The sequence below is a fragment of the Pseudomonas sp. 9.2(2024) genome, from assembly GCF_039695385.1.
Taxonomy (GTDB): domain Bacteria; phylum Pseudomonadota; class Gammaproteobacteria; order Pseudomonadales; family Pseudomonadaceae; genus Aquipseudomonas; species Aquipseudomonas paraglycinae.
Genome location: NZ_CP155585.1, coordinates 365,973 through 387,955 on the forward strand (window position 1 = coordinate 365,973; position 21,983 = coordinate 387,955).

Genomic DNA, 21,983 nt, shown 5'->3' on the forward strand with positions numbered 1-21,983 from the left:
AACTGCGCGCGAGTATGCGGTGCGCCGACGCAATCGTCACCGGTTCAAGCGCCGCAAACGTGACGGCCGCCCCAAGTGGGGCGGCCGTTGTTCACGCATCAGCTGTTGTTGTGGTCGACCTTGATGGTCGGATCGCTGCCGGCAATCAGGTTGTGAATGTTGGCCGTGGACCAGTTGTTGCCTTCCAGTTTGATCGTCACGTCCGGTGTGGCGGCTGCGGCATCGCCCGAGTTGAACTTGCCGCCCGAGCTGACTTGCAGCGACGACACACCGTCGACCGTGGTGATCTTCAGGAAGTTGTCGATGGTGCTGCCACTCTCACCCTGCAACAGATCACGCAGGTCGATGCGGTCGCCTTCGCTGGCCTTGAAGTCCTTGATCACGTCGTTGCCGGTGTCGCCCGCCTTCCAGACGAAGGTGTCGGCACCCGAACCACCGATCAGGATGTCGTTGCCCTGACCACCGATCAGCGTGTCGTTGCCGGTGCCGCCGAGCAGGATGTCATTGCCCTTGCCGCCGTCGAGCAGGTCGTTGCCGCCCGAGCCGAACAGGATGTCATTGCCCGCGCCGCCCAGCAGCGTGTCGTTGCCATCGTGGGCACCGGACACATCGAACGCCTGATAGTGCTCGGTGATGTACTGGTGCACGTTGCTGGTGGTGACTTTGCTGACGTCGACCCCGGTTTCCTTGGCCACGAACGCCTGCATCGCCTGATAACCCTCGCCGGCAATGCCGTTGAAGCTCACCAGGTCGCCGAACAGGATGTCGTTGCCGTCGCCACCGCTGACGGTGTCGTTGCCCGGCATCGTCGCTTCGGTGTGGCCGATGATCGAGTTGGCCAGGTCCTTCGGATCGATGTTGGTTTGCGGCGTCTTGTCCGAATCGTACGGTTTCAGGTCGTTGAGGCTGACACCGCTGTTGATGCCGATGGCCTCCACGTTCGACAAACCGTTGAGCAAGGCGAAACCGCTGCTGGCGTTATCGGTGGTCGTGGTCGTGGTGCTGCTGCCGTTGCCCGCCAGACTCGAGATCTCGTAGGTACCGTCACCCTGAGCGTGGATGGTACCCAGGCTGTTCCAGCTCCAGCTGCCGTTCTTGTACGTCTGCAATACCACGGCGCCGGCAGTGTTGATACTCAGGTAGTGGGTGTTGTCGATGTAGGTGCTGAAGCTGTCGCCCAGTTTGTAGTTGCTGGTTTTCACCACGTCATCGAGCTTCACGTTACCGTACAGCGTCGGGTTGGTCTGCTCGTTGCTCTGGTAGTAGGTCGGCTGGCCGTCGGTGATGAAGTACGTGAGGTTCTTCGCCCCGGTGTTGGCCAGCGCTTCGGCGCTCTGGAAGAAGTTCGCCGTGGCCTTGAACACGTCCTCGTAGTTGGTGCCGCCGCCGGACGACATCGAGTCCAGCACGGCCTTGAGCAAGGTCAGTGCGTTCGGATCGTTGAGGTTCACCGACACCGACTTGTTGACCTGGGTATCGAAGTCCACCAGGAAGATGTTCACCGTGCCGGAGTTGCTGCCCAGGCTCTGCTTGAGGGTGTTGAACACCGACGTCAGCGAGTCCTTGGCGGCGTTGATTGACGAGGCGCTCATACTGCCTGAGCTGTCGACCATGAACGCGATGTTGTAGTTGGTGCCCGGCACCACGGTCAGGCCGCCGATGTCGGCGACGATGATGTCGTTGCCGTCGGTGCCGGTGACGGTGTCGTCGGCCGAAGTGGCGACCACCGCGTTGTAAACCGCTGGCACCACGGTGACCGGGATGGTCGCGGTGGTGCTGGCCGAGCCGCCTACCTGCTCGGTGGAGGTCGAGGTCACGGTCAGGTTGAACTGGCCGTTGTAGTAGGTCGGCGGGGTCACGGTCAGGGTGCCGAGGTTCCAGCCGGTGACGTTGGCGTCGCCGCTGGTGGCGGTCACGGTGAAGCTGTGGCCTGCGCCGTCGCTGAGCACCGAACCGACCGGTGCGCCGCTGATCTTGATGCTCAGGGTTTCCGAGCCGTCGGTGTCGGTCAGCGCGGTGCTGATCGACGACAGTTTCACCGTGGTGCCTTCGGCGCCGGTGTTGAGTTTGTAGCCGTCGTAATAGCCTTCGCCGTTGTTGCCGTGCAGATCGGAGACGGTCACGCCGGCATTCACCAGATCCTGCACGCCGGTGTAGATCGGCACGCCGGCACTGCTCAGGTCGATCGGCGTGCTGCCGTTGACCGACAGGTTGACGTCGTAGCTGCCCGGGCCGCTCTGGTTGTGGTGGTAGATGTCCAGGGTGTAGTAACCGCTGGTGGTCGGGGTGAACGAACCGTTGAGGTTGCCGCCCGCGCCCCACGTGGTCGAGGCCACGTTCTTGCCGCCGATGGTCACCAGCAGGCTGTCATCACCGGTGCCGCTGAAGGTGTAGGTCTTGCCGGCTTCCAGATAAATCAGGCCCGAGGTTTTCGACGCAGTGCCGGCGGTCACGCTGCCATCGGACTGCACGTTGTTCACAGTGCCGCTGGTGTTCGGCTTGCCTGCGCCGTCGATCACGTTTTTCAGGGTGGTCGAGTTGGCGCCGCTGCCGTCGGTGCCCAGGCCCGACAGACCGGTCCAGACTTCCTTGATCAGGCCGGTGGACTTCACGCTGTTGTCGGCCACCGACAGGGTCGGTGCATCCGCCACCGGCGTGATGTCGATCTTGATGGTGCCAGTGTTGCCCAGCAACTGGCCGTCGGTTGGCTGGAATTTGATCTGCGCGTAGTCGGCCTGATTGTTACCAACGCCAGTGCCACCGTAACCGTTCACACCCGACTCGTTGGCATCCGGCAGGAAGCGCAGCTTGCCGGCGTCGATGTCGGCCTTGCTGAAGGTCTGGTTGGTGGCGACGTCTTTCCAGGTCGAACCGTCCAGGTACTGCAGTTTGCCTTCGCCCGGCAGCTGGGTGATTTTCACGCCCAGGCTGCTGGCCGGGCTGTCGACGTCGCTGACGCCGAAGGTCGACCAGCCGAGAACCAGCGGGGTGTCTTCGGTGCCGGTGACGTTGACCGGTGCAGCGACCGGCGCATCGTTGACCGCCACCACGTTGACCGTGGTGGTCGCGGTGTTGGAGTAGTTGCCGCCATCGGTCACGGTCACGGTGATGATCCGTGGCACGGTGCTCGGATCTTCACTGCTGTTGGTGAAGCTGATGTTCTTGATCGCCTGCATGTAGTCGGCGAGCGTCGCGTTGCCCGACAGGGTCAGGGTGACGGTGCCGTTGGTGCTGTTGGCATTGATGGTGATGCCGTTGACGCTGTTGCCCAGATTCAGCGCATCGCCGTCCTGACGGTTGGTCAGCACGACGGTGGCGCCGGTCAGCATGGTGCTGTCCGGGTCGGTGATCTTGATGTCGGTGTCGGCAATCGACACGCCTGCGCCCGGGGTGTTCTCGGTGAAGGTCACCTTGTAGTCGGCACCCGTTGCACCGCTGGAGTTGTTGGCGTCGAGGTCGATGACCGGCGGTGCATCGTTGTCGATGATCGAGGTGCTGACGCTGCCATTGGTGCTGCTGACCGCCAGGTTTTCGAAGTTGCCACCGGTGGCCGAGTCGATCTTGACCACGAAGTTCTCGGTGCCTTCGGTGATCTTGTCGTCGATGGTCGCAACGTTGAACTGCGCGCTGCTGGCACCGGCCGGGATCTTCACGGTGTACACGCCGGTGAAGTCCGAACCGTCGGCGGCGGTGCCGCTGTAGACGATTTTCAGGGTCACTTCGGTCTGCGCCGGGTGGGTCAGGCTGACGGTGTAGCTGGCGGTCTGGCCTTCGGTCACCGAGGTGCTGCCGGTGATGCTGACGGTGGTGGTGTCGATGGTATCGGTGACGCTGGTCACGGCTGGTGTGTTGCTGGTCACCAGGTTTTCGAAATTGCCGCCGGTAGCGTTGGTGATCGTGGCTTGCACGTTGCCGGCGTCTTTGTAGACATCGTCCGCTGGCGCAGGAACGGTTACGGTGCCGGTGGTTTTGCCCGCTTCGATGGTGATCACGGCGCCGTTACTCAAGGTCACGGTTACCGGAGTGCCCGCAGCATTGGTCAGGGTTGCGGTGTAAGTGATCGAACCACCCTCGGCGACCGAGTTGGTAGCGCTCAGGGACAGGTTGGTGGTGTCGACGGTGTCAGTGACGGTGGTCGAGACCGGGGTCTTGTCGGCAACCAGGTTCTCGTAGTTACCGCCGCTGACGTTGGTGATGGCGTTGGTCAGCGGTGCATGACCGTTCAGCACGTCGTTCGGCGCGGTGGTGGTCACGGTGCCGGTGGTTTTGCCGACTTCGATGGTGATCGACTGACCGTTGGACAGGTTTACGGTCACAGGCGAGCCGGTTACCGGCGCTCCCACGGTAGCGGTGTAAGTGACGGTGCCACCTTCAGCCGCGGTCGCGGTTGCAGTCAGCTTCACGGTGGTGGTGTCGATGGTGTCAGTAACGCTGGTCACGGCTGGTGTGGTGCTGGTGACCAGGTTCTCGAAGTTGCCACCGCTGGCGTTGGTGATCGTTGCCTGTACGTTGCCGGCGTCCTTGTAGACGTCGTCGGCTGGCGCAGGAACGGTCACGGTGCCGGCGGTTTTGCCCGCTTCGATAGTGATCACTGCACCGTTCGACAAGGTCACGGTCACTGGCGAGCCAGCGGCGTTGGTCAGGGTCGCGGTGTAGGTGATCGAGCCACCTTCGGCCACGGTGCCGGTCGCGCTGAGCGACAGATTGGTGGTATCGACGGTGTCAGTGACGGTGGTCGAGACCGGGGTCTTGTCGGCAACCAGGTTCTCGTAGTTACCGCCGCTGACGTTGGTGATGGCGTTGGTCAGCGGTGCATGACCGTTCAGCACGTCGTTCGGCGCGGTGGTGGTCACGGTGCCGGTGGTTTTGCCGACTTCGATGGTGATCGACTGACCGTTGGACAGGTTTACGGTCACAGGCGAGCCGGTTACCGGCGCTCCCACGGTAGCGGTGTAAGTGACGGTGCCACCTTCAGCCGCGGTCGCGGTTGCAGTCAGCTTCACGGTGGTGGTGTCGATGGTGTCAGTAACGCTGGTCACGGCTGGTGTGGTGCTGGTGACCAGGTTCTCGAAGTTGCCACCGCTGGCGTTGGTGATCGTTGCCTGTACGTTGCCGGCGTCCTTGTAGACGTCGTCGGCTGGCGCAGGAACGGTCACGGTGCCGGCGGTTTTGCCCGCTTCGATAGTGATCACTGCACCGTTCGACAAGGTCACGGTCACTGGCGAGCCAGCGGCGTTGGTAAGGGTCGCGGTGTAGGTGATCGATCCGCCTTCGGCCACGGTGCCGGTCGCGCTGAGCGACAGATTGGTGGTATCGACGGTGTCGGTGACGGTGGTCGAAACCGGGGTTTTATCAGCCACCAGATTTTCGTAGTTGCCACCGCTCACGCCGGTGATTGCGTTGGTCAGCGGTGCATGACCGGTCAGCGCGTCGTTCGGCGCGGTAGTGGTCACGGTGCCGGTGGTCTTGCCGACTTCGATGGTAATGCTCTGGCCATTCGACAGGTTCACGGTCACAGGCGAGCCAGTCACTGGCGCACCTACGGTCGCGGTGTAGGTGACGGTGCCACCCTCGGCCGCTGTTGCGGTCGCGGTCAGCTTCACGGTGGTGGTGTCGATGGTGTCAGTAACGCTGGTCACTGCTGGCGTGGTGCTGGTCACCAGGTTTTCGAAGTTGCCGCCCGTGGCGTTGGTGATCGTGGCTTGCACGTTGCCGGCATCTTTGTAGACGTCGTCTTTCGGTGCATCGACGGTCACGGTGCCGGTGGTTTTGCCAGCTTCGATGGTGATCACGGCGCCGTTGCTCAAGGTCACGGTCACCGGAGTGCCCGCAGCGTTGGTCAGTGTGGCGGTGTAAGTGATCGAACCGCCCTCGGCAACCGAATTGGTGGCGCTGAGGGTCAGATTGGTGGTGTCGACGGTGTCAGTGACGGTGGTCGACACCGGCGTTTTGTCGGCTACGAGGTTTTCGTAGTTGCCGCCAGTCACGCCGGTGATCGCGTTGGTCAGCGGCGTGTGGCCGTTGAGTGTATCGTTCGGCGCGGTGGTGGTGACAGTGCCAGTGGTTTTGCCCACCTCGATGGTGATCGACTGACCATTGGCCAGGGTCACGGTCACAGGCGAGCCGGTCACTGGCGCGCCAACAGTCGCGGTGTAAGTGACGGTGCCACCTTCAGCGGCCGTTTCGGAAGCGGTCAGCTTCACGGTCGTCGTATCGACGGTGTCGGTGACTTCCGTTACGGCTGGAACGGTGCTCGGAACCAGGTTCTCGAAGTTGCCACCGGTTGCGTCCTTGATCGTGACTTCGACTTTGCCGGCGTCTTTGTAGACGTCATCGGTTGGCGCGGCGACGGTCACGGTGCCGGTGGTTTTGCCGGCCTCGATGGTGATGACAGCGCCGTTCGACAGGGTCACGGTCAGCGGTGTGCCGGCCGGGTTGGTCAGGGTCGCGGTGTAAACGATCGAGCCACCTTCGGCCACGCTGTCGGTCGCGGTCAGCGACAGATTGGTGGTGTCGACGGTGTCGGTCACGGTGGTGCTGACCGGCGTCTTGTCGGCGACGAGGTTTTCGTAGTTGCCACCGCTCACGCCAGTGATCGCGTTGGTCAGCGGCGTGTGGCCGTTAAGCGCATCGTTTGGCGCAGTGGTGGTCACGGTGCCGGTGGTCTTGCCCACTTCGATGGTGATCGACTGACCGTTGGCCAGCGTCACGGTGACTGGCGAACCGGTCACAGGTGCGCCGACGGTAGCGGTGTAAGTGACGGTGCCACCTTCAGCTGCCGATTCAGTCGCGGTCAGTTTGACGGTGGTGGTGTCGATGGTGTCGGTGACTTCGGTCACGGCCGGAACGGTGCTCGGCACCAGGTTCTCGAAGTTGCCACCGGTGGCGGTCGAAATGGTTGCCTCGACTTTGCCAGCATCTTTGTAGACGTCGTCTTTCGGTGCATCGACGGTCACGGTGCCGGAGGTTTTGCCGGCCTCGATGGTGATGACAGCGCCGTTCGACAGGGTCACGGTCACCGGAGTGCCGGCCGGGTTGGTCAGGGTCGCGGTGTAGACGATCGAACCACCCTCGGCCACCGAGCCAGTTGCGCTCAGGGTCAGGTTGGTGGTGTCGACGGTGTCAGTCACGGTGGTGCTGACCGGGGTTTTGTCAGCCACGAGATTTTCGTAGTTGCCGCCAGTCACGCCAGTGATCGCGTTGGTCAGTGGCGCATGGCCGTTGAGCGCATCGTTCGGTGCGGTGGTGGTGACGGTGCCCGTGGTTTTGCCGACTTCGATAGTGATCGACTGTCCGTTGGACAGGGTCACGGTCACAGGCGAACCGGTCACAGGCGCGCCGACGGTAGCGGTGTAAGTAACGTTTCCGCCTTCAGCCGCCGACTCGGTCGCGGTCAGTTTCACCGTGGTGGTGTCGATGGTGTCGGTGACGTTGGTCACGGCCGGAACGGTGCTTGGCACCAGGTTCTCGAAACCACCGCCAGTAGCGGTCGAAATGGTTGCCTCGACTTTGCCGGCGTCTTTGTAGACGTCGTCTTTCGGCGCATCGACGGTCACGGTACCGGTGGTTTTACCGGCCTCGATGGTGATGACAGCGCCGTTCGACAGGGTCACGGTCACCGGCGTACCTGCCGGGTTGGTCAGGGTCGCGGTGTAAGTGATCGAACCACCCTCGGCAACCGAATCGGTGGCCGTCAGGTTCAGGTTGGTCGTGTCGACAGTGTCCGATACCGAGGTGTCGGCGGACTTGCCGTCGACCGCCAGGTTTTCGTAATTGCCACCGGTGGCCTTGTCGATGGTCACGCTCAGCGAGCTGCCGCCCGCCAACGGGCTGTTCGGCGCGACGAAGTTCACGGTGCCGGTGGTCTCGCCGACGGCGATGGTGATGGTCTGTCCGTTGGACAGGGTCACGACGAGCGGCGAACCGGTCACTGGCGCCGTCACGGTCGCGGTGTAGACCACGGTTTCGCCTTCGGCGACGTTGGCGGTAGCGGTCAGCGACACGGTGGACGTGTCGATGGTGTCATTGACGGTGGTGACCGCCGGGGCGGTGCTGGTGACCAGGTTTTCGAAGTTGCCACCGGTGGTGGTCGAAATGGTCGTCTCGACTTTGCCGGCGTCCTTGTAGACGTCGTCCTTCGGTGCATCGACGGTCACGGTGCCGGAGGTTTTTCCGGCCTCGATGGTGATCACGGCGCCGTTGCTCAAGGTCACGGTCACCGGGGTGCCGGCGGCGTTGGTCAGGGTCGCGGTGTAGGTGATCTGGCCACCTTCGTTGACTTCCGGCGTGGCGCTCAGGGTCAGGGTGGTGATGTCGATGGTGTCGGTCACGGTGGTGCTGACTGGCGTTTTATCGGCCACGAGGTTTTCGTAGTTGCCGCCGCTCACACCGGTGATCGAGTTGGTCAGCGGCGTATGGCCGTTGAGCGCATCGTTTGGCGCGGTGGTGGTAACGGTGCCGGTGGTCTTGCCAACTTCGATGGTGATCGACTGACCGTTGGCCAGGGTCACGGTCACAGGCGAGCCGGTCACTGGCGCGCCAACGGTGGCGGTGTAGGTAACAGTGCCGCCTTCAGCAGCCGACTCGGTCGCGGTCAGTTTGACGGTCGAGGTGTCGATGGTGTCGGTGACATCGGTGACGGCTGGATCGGTGCTTGGCACCAGGTTCTCGAAGTTGCCGCCAGTTGCATCCTTGATGGTCACCTCGACCTTGCCGGCATCCTTGTAGACGTCATCGGCAGGCGCAGGAACGGTCACGGTGCCGGTGGTTTTACCGGCCTCGATGGTGATGACGGCGCCGTTGCTCAACGTCACGGTCACCGGGGTGCCGGCCGGGTTGGTCAGGGTCGCGGTGTAAACGATCGAACCGCCCTCGGCCACCGAGTCAGTGGCGCTGAGGGTCAGGTTGGTGGTGTCGACGGTATCGGTGACGGTGGTCGAAACCGGGGTCTTGTCGGCTACGAGATTCTCGTAATTGCCGCCGGAAACGCCAGTGATCGCGTTGGTCAGCGGGGTGTGACCGTTCAACGCGTCGTTCGGTGCGGTGGTGCTGATGGTGCCGGTGGTCTTGCCGACTTCGATAGTGATCGACTGACCATTGGCCAGGGTTACGGTCACAGGCGAACCCGTCACCGGAGCGCCGACGGTCGCGGTGTAAGTAACGGTACCGCCTTCAGCCGCCGACTCGGTCGCGGTGAGTTTCACCGTGGTGGTGTCGATGGTATCGGTGACTTCGGTAACAGCCGGAACAGTGCTCGGCACCAGGTTCTCGAAGTTGCCGCCGGTTGCATCCTTGATGGTCACTTCGACTTTGCCGGCGTCCTTGTAGACGTCATCTTTCGGCGCATCGACGGTCACGGTGCCGGTGGTTTTACCGGCCTCGATGGTGATGACGGAGCCGTTGCTCAACGTCACGGTCACCGGAGTGCCGGCCGGATTGGTCAGGGTCGCGGTGTAGGTGATCGAGCCGCCCTCGGCCACGGAATCGGTGGCGCTCAGGGTCAGGTTGGTGGTGTCGACGGTGTCAGTGACGGTCGTCGAAACCGGAGTCTTGTCGGCGACCAGATTCTCGTAGTTGCCGCCGCTCACGCCGGTGATCGCGTTGGTCAGCGGAGTGTGACCGTTCAACGCGTCATTCGGCGCAGTGGTGGTCACGGTGCCAGTGGTCTTGCCGACTTCGATGGTGATCGACTGACCGTTGGCCAGGGTCACGGTCACCGGCGAGCCGGTTACCGGAGCGCCAACGGTGGCGGTGTAAGTGACAGTGCCACCTTCAGCCGCCGACTCGGTCGCAGTCAGTTTCACCGTGGTGGTGTCGATGGTGTCAGTGACTTCGGTAACGGCAGGAACAGTGCTCGGTACCAGATTCTCGAAGTTGCCACCGGTTGCATCCTTGATGGTCACTTCGACTTTGCCGGCATCCTTGTAGACGTCGTCTTTCGGCGCATCGACGGTCACGGTGCCGGTGGTTTTGCCAGCCTCGATAGTGATGACGGAGCCGTTGCTCAACGTCACGGTCACCGGAGTACCGGCCGGGTTGGTCAGGGTGGCGGTGTAGGTGATCGAGCCACCTTCGGCCACGGTGCCGGTCGCGGTCAGCGTCAAATCGGTGGTGTCGACGGTATCGGTCACGGTAGTGCTGACCGGGGTTTTGTCGGCTACGAGGTTTTCGTAGTTGCCGCCGCTCACGCCAGTGATCGAGTTGCTCAGCGGGGTATGACCGTTGAGTGCGTCGTTCGGCGCGGTGGTGGTGACGGTGCCGGTGTTCTTGCCCACTTCGATGGTGATGGTCTGACCGTTGGCCAGGGTCACGGTGACCGGCGAGCCGGTCACCGGAGCGCCAACAGTGGCGGTGTAGGTGACGGTGCCGCCCTCGGCCACCGACGTATCGGCGCTCAGCTTCACGGTCGACGTATCGATGGTGTCAGTCACTTCAGTGACGGCCGGAACGGTGCTCGGAACCAGATTCTCGAAGTTGCCGCCGGACGCATCCTTGATGGTCACTTCGACTTTGCCGGCGTCTTTGTAAACGTCATCGGCAGGCGCCGGAACGGTCACGGTGCCGGTGGTTTTACCCGCTTCGATGGTGATCACCGAACCGTTGCTCAGGGTCACGGTCACTGGCGTGCCAGCCGGATTGGTCAGCGTGGCGGTGTAAACGATCGAACCGCCTTCGGCCACGGAACCTGTAGCGCTCAAGGTCAGGTTGGTGGTGTCGACGGTGTCGGTGACTGACGTCACGGCCGGAGTCTTGTCGGCGACCAGGTTTTCGTAATTGCCGCCGCTGGTGCCGTCGATCTTCACGCTCAGCGTGTTGCCGCCGGCCAGTGCATCGTTCGGTGCGGTGTAGTTGACGCTGGCGCTGCTGGCGCCGACCGGGATGGTGATGGTCTGGCCGTTGGACAGCGTCACGACCACTGGCGAGCCGGTCACCGGTGCGGTGACGGAGGCGGTGTAAATCACCACGCCGCCTTCAACTGTGCTGGCCGTAGCGCTCAGGGAAACGGTGCTGTTGTCGATGGTGTCGGTGACGTCGGTCACCGCCGGGGTCTTGTCGACCACCAGGTTTTCAAAGTTGCCGCCCGTGGTCTTGGTGATGCTGGCGTCGACTTTGCCGGCGTCCTTGTACACGTCGTCGCCCGGTGCGGCGACGGTGATGGTGCCGGTGCTCGCGCCTTTGGCGATGTTGATCACCGCGCCGTTGCTCAGGGTCACGGTCATGGCCGTGCCGGCCGGGTTGGTCAGGGTCGCGGTGTAGACGATCGAACCGCCCTCGGCGACCGAACCGGTGGCGCTCAGGCTGATGTTGGTGGTGTCGACGGTGTCGGTGACCTTGGTCACCACCGCCGAACGGTTGGCATCGACCTGTTCGAAGTTGCCGCCGCTGTGGCTGGCAATCGCGGTCTGCACCTTGCCGCCATCGATGTAAGGCGTGTTGGCCGGCGCAGGGAAGTTCACCGAACCGCTGGTGGCACCGGCGGCGATGTTGATGACCGCGCCGTTGGCCAGGGTCACGGTCATGGCGGTGCCGGCCGGGTTGCTCAGGGTCGCGGTGTAGGTGATCTGGCCACCTTCGCTGACAGTATCGCTGGCGCTCAGGGTCAGCGTGGTCTTGTCGATGGTGTCGTTGACCGTGGTGCTGACCGGCGTCTTGCTGACGTCGAGCTTCTCGAAGTTGCCGCCGCTGGCATCGGTCATGGTCACGGTGAGCTTGCTGACATCCTTGTAGACGTCATCGCTCGGCGCCGGGATGGTCACCGAACCGCTGGTCTTGCCGGCCTCGATAACGATGGTCTGGCCGTTGCTCAGGTTGACGGTCACCGGCGTCTGCGCGGCGTTGGTCAAGGTCGCGGTGTAAGTGATCGACGTGCCTTCGAGCACATAGCTTTCGGCGCTGAGGGTCAGGTGCGTGGTGTTGATGGTGTCGGCGACGTTGGTCACCGCTGGCGTCGGGTTGGCCACCAGGTTTTCGAAATTGCCGCCGGAAGTGTCCTTGATGGTCACTTCGACTTTGCCGGCATCTTTGTAGACGTCATCGGCAGGAGCCGGAACGGTCACGGTGCCAGTGGTTTTGCCGGCTTCGATGGTGATGACGGAGCCGTTGCTCAACGTCACGGTCACCGGGGTGCCGGCCGGGTTGGTCAGGGTGGCGGTGTAGATGATCTGCCCGCCCTCGTTGACGTTGCCGGTGGCGGTCAGCGATACGGTGGTGGTGTCGACGGTGTCGGTGATGGTGGTGCTGACCGGCGTTTTGTCGGCCACGAGGTTTTCGTAGTTGCCGCCGCTGACGTTGGTGATCGAGTTGGTCAGCGGTGCATGGCCGGCCAGTACGTCGTTCGGCGCCGTGGTAGTCACGGTGCCGGTGGTTTTGCCGACTTCGATGGTGATCGACTGACCGTTGGCCAGGGTCACGGTCACCGGCGAGCCGGTTACCGGGGCGCCAACCGTCGCGGTATAAGTGACGGTACCGCCTTCAGCGGCCGATTCGGTCGCGGTCAGTTTGACGGTCGACGTGTCGATGGTATCGGTGACCTGGGTCACGGCCGGCACAGTGCTTGGCACCAGGTTTTCGAAGTTGCCGCCGGTTGCGCCGGTGATGGTCGCTTCGACTTTGCCGGCATCCTTGTAGACGTCTTCGGCAGGCGCAGGAACAGTCACGGTGCCGGTGGTTTTGCCGGCTTCGATGGTGATGACGGAGCCGTTGCTCAACGTCACGGTCACCGGAGTGCCGGCTGGATTGGTCAGCGTCGCGGTGTAGATGATCGAGCCGCCCTCGGTCACGGAGTCGGTGGCGCTCAGGGTCAGGTTGGTGGTGTCGACAGTGTCGGTCACGGTGGTGCTGACCGGCGTCTTGTCGGCGACCAGATTCTCGTAGTTGCCGCCGCTCACGCCGGTGATCGCGTTGGTCAGCGGTGCGTTGCCGGCCAATGCGTCGTTCGGTGCGGTGGTGGTGACGGTGCCGGTAGTTTTGCCGACTTCGATGGTGATCGACTGACCGTTAGCCAGGGTCACGGTGACAGGCGAGCCGGTTACCGGGGCGCCGACGGTGGCGGTGTAAGTAACGGTGCCGCCTTCAGCCGCCGACTCGGTCGCGGTCAGTTTGACGGTGGTCGTGTCGACGGTGTCGGTCACGTCGGTGACGGCCGGAACGGTGCTCGGCACCAGGTTCTCGAAATTGCCGCCGGTGGCGTCCTTGATGGTCACTTCGACTTTGCCGGCGTCTTTATAGACGTCATCGGCTGGCGCCGGAACGGTCACGGTGCCGGTGGTTTTGCCCGCTTCGATGGTAATGACGGAGCCGTTGCTCAACGTCACGGTCACCGGGGTACCGGCCGGATTGGTCAGGGTCGCGGTGTAAACAATCGAACCACCCTCGGCGACAGTGCCGGTGGCGCTAAGGGTCAGATTGGTGGTGTCGGCCACGTCTGTCACCGTGGTCGAAACCGGGGTTTTGTCGGCCACCAGATTTTCGTAGTTACCGCCGGAAACGCCGGTGATCGAGTTGGTCAGCGGTGCATTGCCGGTCAACGCATCGTTCGGCGCAGTGGTGGTCACGGTACCGGTGGTTTTGCCCACTTCGATGGTGATCGACTGACCATTGGCCAGCGTCACAGTGACCGGCGAACCGGTCACTGGTGCGCCGACAGTAGCGGTATAAGTGACAGTGCCACCTTCAGCCGCTGATTCGGTCGCTGTGAGTTTTACCGTGGTGGTGTCGATAGTGTCGGTGACTTCGGTAACGGCCGGAACGGTGCTTGGCACCAGGTTCTCGAAGTTGCCGCCGGTTGCGTCCTTGATAGTGACTTCGACTTTGCCGGCGTCTTTATAGACGTCATCGGCTGGCGCCGGAACGGTCACGGTGCCGGTAGTTTTGCCAGCCTCGATGGTGATGACGGAGCCGTTGCTCAACGTCACGATCACCGGGGTCCCGGCAGGATTGGTCAGGGTCGCGGTGTAGACGATCGAACCGCCTTCGGCCACGGAACCGGTGGCGCTCAGCGACAGGTTGGTGGTGTCGATGGAATCGGTGACGGTGGTGGTCGCTGGCGTCGTGTTTGGCACCAGATTCTCGAAATTGCCGCCGGTGGCACCGGTAATCGTGGTGCTGACGGTGCCGCCGTTGTTGTAAACGTCATTCGGCGCGGTCGGCACGTTGACGCTGCCGGTGGTCTGGCCGGCGCCGATGGTGATGGTCGAGCCGTTCGACAGGGTGACGGTCACCGGCGTCTGCGCCGGGTTGGTCAGGGTCGCGGTGTAGGTGATCTGGCCACCTTCGACCACAGTGCCGGTAGCGGTCAGGGTCAGGCCGGTGGTGTCTCGCGAATCGACAATGTTGGTGACGGCCGGTGTCGGGTTCGGCACCAGGTTTTCGAAGTTGCCGCCCGTGGCGCCCGTGATGGTGGTGGTGACGGTGCTGCCGTTGTTATAGACGTCATTCGGTGCGGTCGGCACGTTGACGGTGCCGGTGGTCTGGCCGGCGCCGATAGTGATGGTCGAGCCGTTGGACAGGGTCACGGTCACCGGCGTCTGCGCCGGGTTGGTCAGGGTCGCGGTGTAGGTGATCTGACCGCCTTCGGTCACGCTCGGGCCCGCCGTCAGGGTGACGGTAGTGGTGTCGATGGTGTCGGTGACCTGGGTCGTGGCCGGGGTGGTCGGCGGGGTCACGGTGATGCCGTTGCCGCCGGTGGTGCCGGTGACGGTCACGTCGATCTGGGTCGAGTCGTTATAAACAGTGTCGTTCGGTGCCAGCGGCACGTTGACGGTGCCGGTGGTGGAACCGGCCGGAATCACGATCACCGCGCCGTTAGACAGGGTGATGGTCAGGTCGGTCAGCGGCGCCTGGGTCAGGGTCGCGGTGTACACCAGAACGCCGCCGGCTTCGGTAATGCTCGGCGTGGCGCTGAGGCTCAGGGTCGATTCGCGCAGGACATTGGCGTTGGTGTCGGTGGTCTGGCCGCCGGTGATGTTCTGGGCGGCCTGGCCGGCAGCGTTGATGCCTGCGGTCGGGAAACCAATGGTCGGGTCGACACGGCCAGCGGTCGCATCGAGCATCACGAAGCTGTGACCGCCACCGGCGGCACCGCCAGTTCCTGCGGCGCTAGGGCCGGCGGCGGTGGATTCAAGGGCGGTAGTCGGGTCGACACCGGCGGCGATGGCTTGTTGCAGCTCTTCTACCGACGGCGCGGCTTGCGCGGTGGCTTCGGCCAGGTCGGTGCTGGAATCCGGGGCATCGGCGCTCCACTGAGTGTCGCGGCCCAGATCGATCGTGCGGCCATCGGCCAGTTCCAGGGACACGGCGCCGGAAACGCCGGTGTCGACCTGATCGCCGGCAAACAGCCGGTCGCCTTCAACGAGTACGCGACGGACGCCCTCTGGGGACACCACGAAAACCTGACCAACAATGCTTTTGACGATGGCAACAACACTGCTCATTGAAGACTCTCCGGGTGTCACGTTCAGTTGACTTCCATAGACCTGATGGCTGTCTGCGCCGATTCAGTCTGGACGTACTTTTAAAAAAAGATGAAACAAAGTTGACGCTGTTGTTCGTCAATATTTTGGCTAGATTCTTTCGCTATTAACTTTATGCCAAACTATTGACCTTCTGGGTGCCATCCTAAACAATCGCCCCAGTAATGTCACATTGATATTTATGCGGCGACCTGCCCTTCAGCGTGTGATCCAGTTCCGGTTTTAAACTTTCCGACATACGGTCATTCCGGTTGCCATCTTCCGACGCAGCTCGTCATTTTGCTGTGATTCAAGACAAGAAGTTCTGGGAAATCTTTACCATGCGTTCGCACCTGTTCAAGGCTCTACCCTTCGCTCTCGCCGCGTCTTTCGTACAAGCACAATCCTTACCAGAAGCCATGCAGCAGGCGCTGGATGTCCATCCGGAAATCCAGGCAGGGGTCAACAGCCGACTGGCCGCGGATTATCAATTAAAGGCTGCAAAAGGTGGATACCTGCCCAAGGTCGATCTGCTGGGCGGTTATGGCCGTGAAGGCACCGACAGCGTGACCACCCGTGCCGCCGGTGGTGGCAATCACTGGGAAACCCTGAACCGCAGCGAGTCAAGTTTGCGTCTGTCGCAAATGGTTTTTGACGGTTTTGCGACGTCCAGCGAAGTCGGGCGTCAACAAGCCACCGTCAACTCCCGCGCGTATTCCTTGCTCGGCACTTCCGAGCGCACTGCGCTGACCGTGGCCCAGGTTTACCTGGACGTGCTGACCCGTCGTGAGTTTGTGCGTCTGGCCGAGGAAAACCTGAAGAGCCACCAGCGCATCTACGACCAGATCCAGCTGCGCACCCAGCGCGGCGTCGGCAGCGGTGCCGACCTCGATCAGGCCGAAGCGCGGATGGCCCAGGCCCGCAACAACCTGATCACCGAGCAGACCAACCTCGCCGACTCGGAAACCAATTTCCTCAGCGCCGTCGGCCAGATGCCCGATCAGCTGGAGCGTCCGGCGCCGTTCATGGCGATGATGCCGGCCAACCTGAATGAAGCGCGCCAGCAGATGCTGGAAAACAGCCCGATCCTGCGTTCGGCCGAGTCCGATATCGCCGCGGCCGAGAAGCAATACGAGACTGCCAAGTCGACCTTCTACCCGCGTTTCGACGCCGAGCTGGGCCGCACCGCCGACAACGACCTCGACGGCCAGAACGGTCACAACAACGAATGGCAGGCCATGCTGCGCATGCGCTTCAACCTGTATTCGGGCGGCAGCAACAAGGCGGACCTGGAATCCAAGTCGTACCTGTCGAACCAGGCGCTGGACATCCGCAACAACGCCTTGCGTCAATTGAATGAAGAACTGGGCCTGGCCTGGAACGCCCTGAACAACGCCAACGCTCAGGTGCCGATCGCTCAGCAGTACGTTGATCACAGCACCTCGGTGCGCACCGCATATCAGCGTCAGTTCAGCCTCGGCGAACGTACCCTGCTGGATTTGCTCGACAGTGAAAACGAGCTGTTCACCGCTTCGCGGCGTCTGGCTGAAATCAAAAACATTCAGTTATTTACTCAGTATCGAATCAAGGCGACCATGGGCGAATTGCTCAAGAGCCAGGGAGTGGTCGCACCCTTGGCATCCGTTGTGCAGAACGACGTTAAGCCCAAGGTTCAGCTGCCTGGGATGAATTGAGTTGTCCCTTTTCAACTGCTAAAGAGTGTCGAGCGTGGAATCAGAAGTCAGTCGAGTTCATCTCAGTCATGATCCACGCGCGTTGCATGACGATCCGTTACTGGACGGTCTGCTCGCTCTTTGCATGCTCCACCAGAAACCCGCCAGCGCGGCGATGCTGACCACCGGCCTGCCGCTGCCCAAACAACGCCTGAGTGTCGAGCTGCTGCCCCGTGCGGCGGCGCGCGCCGGGCTGCAAGGACGGGTGCTGCAGCGCAAGCTGGAAGAGATTCCGGCGATTGCCATGCCGGCGCTGTTGCTGCTCAAGGATGGCCGCAGTGCCGTCCTGCTCGGCTGGCAGGGTGAGAACGACGCGCGGGTGCTGCTCAGCGAAAGCGACGGCGGTGAATCCCTGGTCAGCCGCGAGCTGCTGGCCGACGACTACACCGGCAAAGTGTTTTTCGCCCAGCCCCAGCACAAATTCGACGTCAACCACGGCACGCTGATCCCGCGCGCGCGCTCGTGGTTTCGCGACACCCTCAAGCGTTCGCGCTGGCTGTATGCCGACGCCATCGCCGCCAGTTTTCTGATCAACATCATCGCCATGGCCGCGCCGCTGTTCGTGATGAACGTCTACGACCGCGTGGTGCCGAACCAGGCCGAAGCGACCCTGTGGGTGCTCGCGCTGGGCATCACCGGCGCCTATCTGTTCGACCTGATCCTCAAGAGCCTGCGCAGCCTGTGCCTGGATCTGGCCGGCAAGAAAACCGACCTGATCATCTCCGCCACGCTGTTCGAACGCATCGTCGGCATGGCCATGAAATACCGCCCGGCGCGGGTCGGCAGCTTTGCCCAGAACATCCACGAGTTCCAGAGCCTGCGTGACTTCCTCGCCTCGCTGACCCTGACCAGCCTGATCGACCTGCCGTTCACCATCCTGATCTTCATTGTCATCGCGATTCTCGGCGGGCATCTGGTGTGGATTCCGGTGCTGGCCTTCCCGATTGCGCTGCTGATCGGCTACGCGTTGCAGAAGCCGCTGGTGGCAACCATGGAGCGCACCATGGCCCTCGGCGCCGAGCGTCAGTCGAGCCTGATCGAAACCCTCGCCGGCCTCGACGCGGTGAAGGTCAACAACGCCGAAAGCGAGCGCCAATATCAGTGGGAGCAAACCATCGGCACCCTCAGCCGCCTCGAGCTGCGGGTGAAAATGCTCTCCGGTCTGGCGATGAACATCACCCTGCTGATCCAGCAATTGGCCGGGGTGATCATGATCGTCTTCGGCGTGTACCAGATCATCGCCGGCAACCTGAGCATGGGCGGCCTGATCGCCTGCTACATGCTCAGTGGCCGCGCCCTCAGCCCGCTGGCGTCGTTGTCCGGTCTGCTGACCCGCTACCAGCAGGCGCGGGTGACCATGACCTCGGTCGACCAGATGATGGAGTTGCCTCAGGAGCGCAATTTCGAAGAACGCCCACTGAGCCGCAAGGTGCTGCAAGGCGCGATCGAATGCCGCCAGCTCAGCTTCACTTACCCGGAGCAACAGAACCCGGCGCTGAAGAACATCAACCTGGTGATCCGTCCCGGCGAGAAGATCGGCATCATCGGCCGCAGCGGTTCCGGCAAAAGCTCACTGGCGAAACTGCTGGTCGGCCTCTATCAGCCGGACGATGGTGCGTTGCTGGTGGATGGCGTCGACATTCGACAGATCGACGTCAGCGAGCTGCGCTACAACATCGGCTACGTGCCGCAGGACATCCAGCTGCTGGCCGGCACCCTGCGCGACAACCTGATTTCCGGCGCTCGTTACGTCGAAGACGAACTTGTCCTGCAGGCCGCTGAACTGGCCGGCGTCCACGAATTCGCCCGACTGCACCCGCAGGGTTATGAACTGCAAGTCGGCGAGCGCGGGCAGAACCTGTCCGGCGGTCAGCGCCAGAACGTCGCCCTGGCCCGGGCGCTGTTGCTCAATCCGCCGATTCTCTTGCTCGACGAACCGACCAGCGCCATGGACAACACCGGCGAAGAACGCCTCAAGCAACGCCTCGCGGCGGTGGTGGAAAACAAGACCGTGGTGCTGGTGACGCACCGGGCATCGCTGCTGTCGCTGGTCGATCGCCTGCTGGTGGTCGACCGTGGACAGATCCTCGCCGACGGTCCGAAAGCGGCCGTCATGGAAGCGTTGAAGAAGGGGCAGATCAGTGTTGCTTAAGTCGGGTTTCAAGGATTCGATCCGCCGCTACTTCAAGGGCTCGGCATCGCTGCAGGGCCAGCCGCTGCCAGAGGTCAACAAGGCCTTGATCGAGGACGCGCCGCGCGTGGTGCGCCTGACGATCTGGGCAATCATCGGCTTCTTCGTGTTCCTGATGCTGTGGGCCAACTTCGCCGTCATCGACGAAGTGACCAAGGGCGACGGCAAGGCGATTCCCTCGTCGAAGATCCAGAAAATCCAGAACCTCGAGGGCGGGATCGTCTCCGAGCTGTTCGTCAAGGAAGGCCAGATCGTCGAGGCCGGCGCACCGCTGGTACGGCTGGATGACACGCGATTCGCCTCCAACGTCGGTGAAACCGAGGCTGATCGCCTGTCGATGCTGCTGCGGGTCGAGCGCCTGAGTGCCGAGGTCGATGACCGGCCGCTGAATTTCCCCGAGGACGTGCTCAAAGCCGTGCCGGGTCAGGCGAAAAGTGAAGAATCGTTGTACATCAGCCGTCGTCAGCAACTGCACGATGAAGTCGGTGGTTTGCAGGAACAGTTGATCCAGCGTCAGCAAGAGCTGCGTGAGTTCACCTCGAAGCAGGCGCAGTACCGCCAGCAACTCGGCCTGCAACGTCAGGAAATCAACATGTCCGAGCCGCTGGTGGCCCAGGGCGCGGTGTCGCCGGTGGAAGTGCTGCGACTCAAGCGTGCCGAAGTGGAAACCCGTGGTCAGCTCGACGCCACTACGCTGGCAATCCCGCGCGCCGAATCGGCGATCAAGGAAGTGCAGCGCAAGATTGACGAGACCCGCGGCAAATTCCGCAGCGAAGCCCTGACCCAGCTCAACGAGGCGCGCACCGACCTGAACAAGGCCCAGGCCACCGGCAAGGCGCTGGAAGACCGGGTCAGCCGGACGCTCGTCACCTCGCCGGTGCGGGGCATCGTCAACAAGATGCTGGTCAACACCATCGGCGGCGTGATCCAGCCGGGCAGTGACCTGCTGGAAATCGTGCCGCTGGACGACACGCTGCTGGTCGAAGCGAAGATCCGCCCGCAGGACATCGCGTTCCTGCATCCGGGTCAGGAAGCCACGGTGAAATTCACCGCGTATGACTACACCATCTACGGTGGGCTCAAGGCCAAGCTGGAACAGATCGGCGCCGACACCATCACCGACGAAGACAAGAAAACCACCTATTACGTCATCAAGCTGCGCACCGAGCGCAGCCATCTCGGCACTGACGAGAAGCCGTTGCTGATCATCCCGGGGATGGTCGCGTCGGTGGACATCATCACCGGCAAGAAGACCGTGCTGAGCTATCTGCTCAAGCCGATCATCCGGGCGCGGGCCGAGGCGTTGCACGAACGCTAGATCTTTATTGGCCTTTCGGGCCTCATCGCTGGCAAGTCGAATCGTCGCACCGCAGCTCCCACAGAGTTCTTTAATGAGCACACAATTGTGTTCTAACCGAGCTCCCTGTGGGAGCTGGCTTGCCAGCGATGGCGTCAGTTTGAACACCACATCCCTGTCAGTAAGTGACACAAATGGTCACTCACCATCCAGTCCATTCCAAAGCAATCGCCATATCGTTATTCGTTAAAAGTATTTAAATTCCGCTTCTTATAGCTATAAAGTCAGCCTCCTGCGTACCTGCCGACCAATCGGCGCGCCGCACGACACGAACCAACACGCAATCCAGCGTGAGTTTCTGATCGACGCGCGCGCCCTTGAGCGTGCCGTGCGTGGGAGATTGATTGATGTCCGCAGCTACTGCTACCCCAAGCGCCGCGACTGTCGCGCCGCAAACCTTCGAGATCCGCCCGTTCAGCGGTGCCGTCGGCGCCGAAATCATCGGCCTCGACCTGACCCGTCCGGTCAACGACGAAGACTTCGCCCGCATCCACCGCGCGCACCTCGATCACCACGTCGTGGTGTTCCGCGACCAGCGCATCACCCCGCAACAGCAGATCGACTTCAGCCGCCGCTTCGGCGTGTTGCAGATCCACGTGCTCAAGCAGTTCCTGCTGGCCAATCACCCGGAAATCCTCATCGTTTCCAACATCGTCGAGAACGGCCAGAACATCGGCCTCGGTGATGCCGGCAAGTTCTGGCACTCGGACCTTTCCTATAAAGAGCTGCCGAGCCTCGGCTCGATGCTGCACGCCCAGGAGCTGCCGTCCGAAGGCGGCGACACCCTGTTTGCCGACATGCACAAAGCCTGGGGCAGCCTGCCCGACGCCCTGCGCAAAGCCGTTGAAGGCCGCTCGGCTGCGCATTCCTACACCGCGCGTTACAGCGAAACCAAATTCGAAGGCAACTGGCGCCCGACCCTGACCCCGGAGCAATTGGCCCAGGTCGCCGAGGTCGTGCACCCGGTGGTCCGCACCCATCCGGAAAACGGCCGCAAGGCCTTGTTCGTTAGCGAAGGCTTCACCACCCGCATCGTCGGCCTGCCGGAAGACGAGAGCAAACAACTGCTCGACGAGCTCTACGCCCACAGCGTGCTGCCGCAGAACATCTATCGCCATCAATGGCAGCCACACGACCTGGTGTTTTGGGACAACCGCTCGCTGATCCACCTTGCCGCCGGTTGCCCTGCGCACCTGCGCCGCAAGCTGTATCGCACCACCATTCAGGGCGACGCGCCTTTCTGATTCGCCGGA

At 62.4% G+C, this 21,983-nt stretch carries 5 protein-coding genes; 4 read left to right on the top strand and 1 reads right to left on the bottom strand.

All coding sequences use genetic code 11. The features are described from left to right. Positions 1 to 98: 98 nt before the first annotated feature. Complete coding sequence (locus tag ABFB52_RS01695) at positions 99 to 15,431, bottom strand: LapA family giant adhesin (RefSeq protein WP_346836114.1); 15,333 nt, start codon at positions 15,429 to 15,431, stop codon at positions 99 to 101. Positions 15,432 to 15,790: 359 nt separating this feature from the next. On the opposite strand from ABFB52_RS01695, the gene ABFB52_RS01700 reads away from it, so the two are divergent. The 4 genes from ABFB52_RS01700 (at position 15,791) to ABFB52_RS01715 (ending at position 21,974) form a co-directional block, all read left to right on the top strand. Next, positions 15,791 to 17,143 carry a TolC family outer membrane protein gene (locus tag ABFB52_RS01700; protein WP_102688570.1) on the top strand — a complete coding sequence of 451 codons (1,353 nt, stop codon included), beginning with the start codon at positions 15,791 to 15,793 and terminating at the stop codon, positions 17,141 to 17,143. 34 nt (positions 17,144 to 17,177) lie between these two features. Then, positions 17,178 to 19,334 (top strand): type I secretion system permease/ATPase, encoded by a 2,157-nt coding sequence (locus ABFB52_RS01705; protein ID WP_064382650.1) that lies wholly within the window; start codon positions 17,178 to 17,180, stop codon positions 19,332 to 19,334. Continuing rightward, positions 19,324 to 20,691: an HlyD family type I secretion periplasmic adaptor subunit gene (locus ABFB52_RS01710; RefSeq protein ID WP_011331851.1), complete on the top strand. Its 1,368-nt coding sequence runs from the start codon at positions 19,324 to 19,326 to the stop codon at positions 20,689 to 20,691. Before ABFB52_RS01705 ends, ABFB52_RS01710 begins: the two co-directional genes overlap by 11 nt. A gap of 386 nt (positions 20,692 to 21,077) precedes the next feature. After that, complete coding sequence (locus ABFB52_RS01715; RefSeq protein WP_129973985.1) at positions 21,078 to 21,974, top strand: TauD/TfdA family dioxygenase; 897 nt, start codon at positions 21,078 to 21,080, stop codon at positions 21,972 to 21,974. Positions 21,975 to 21,983: the final 9 nt, after the last annotated feature.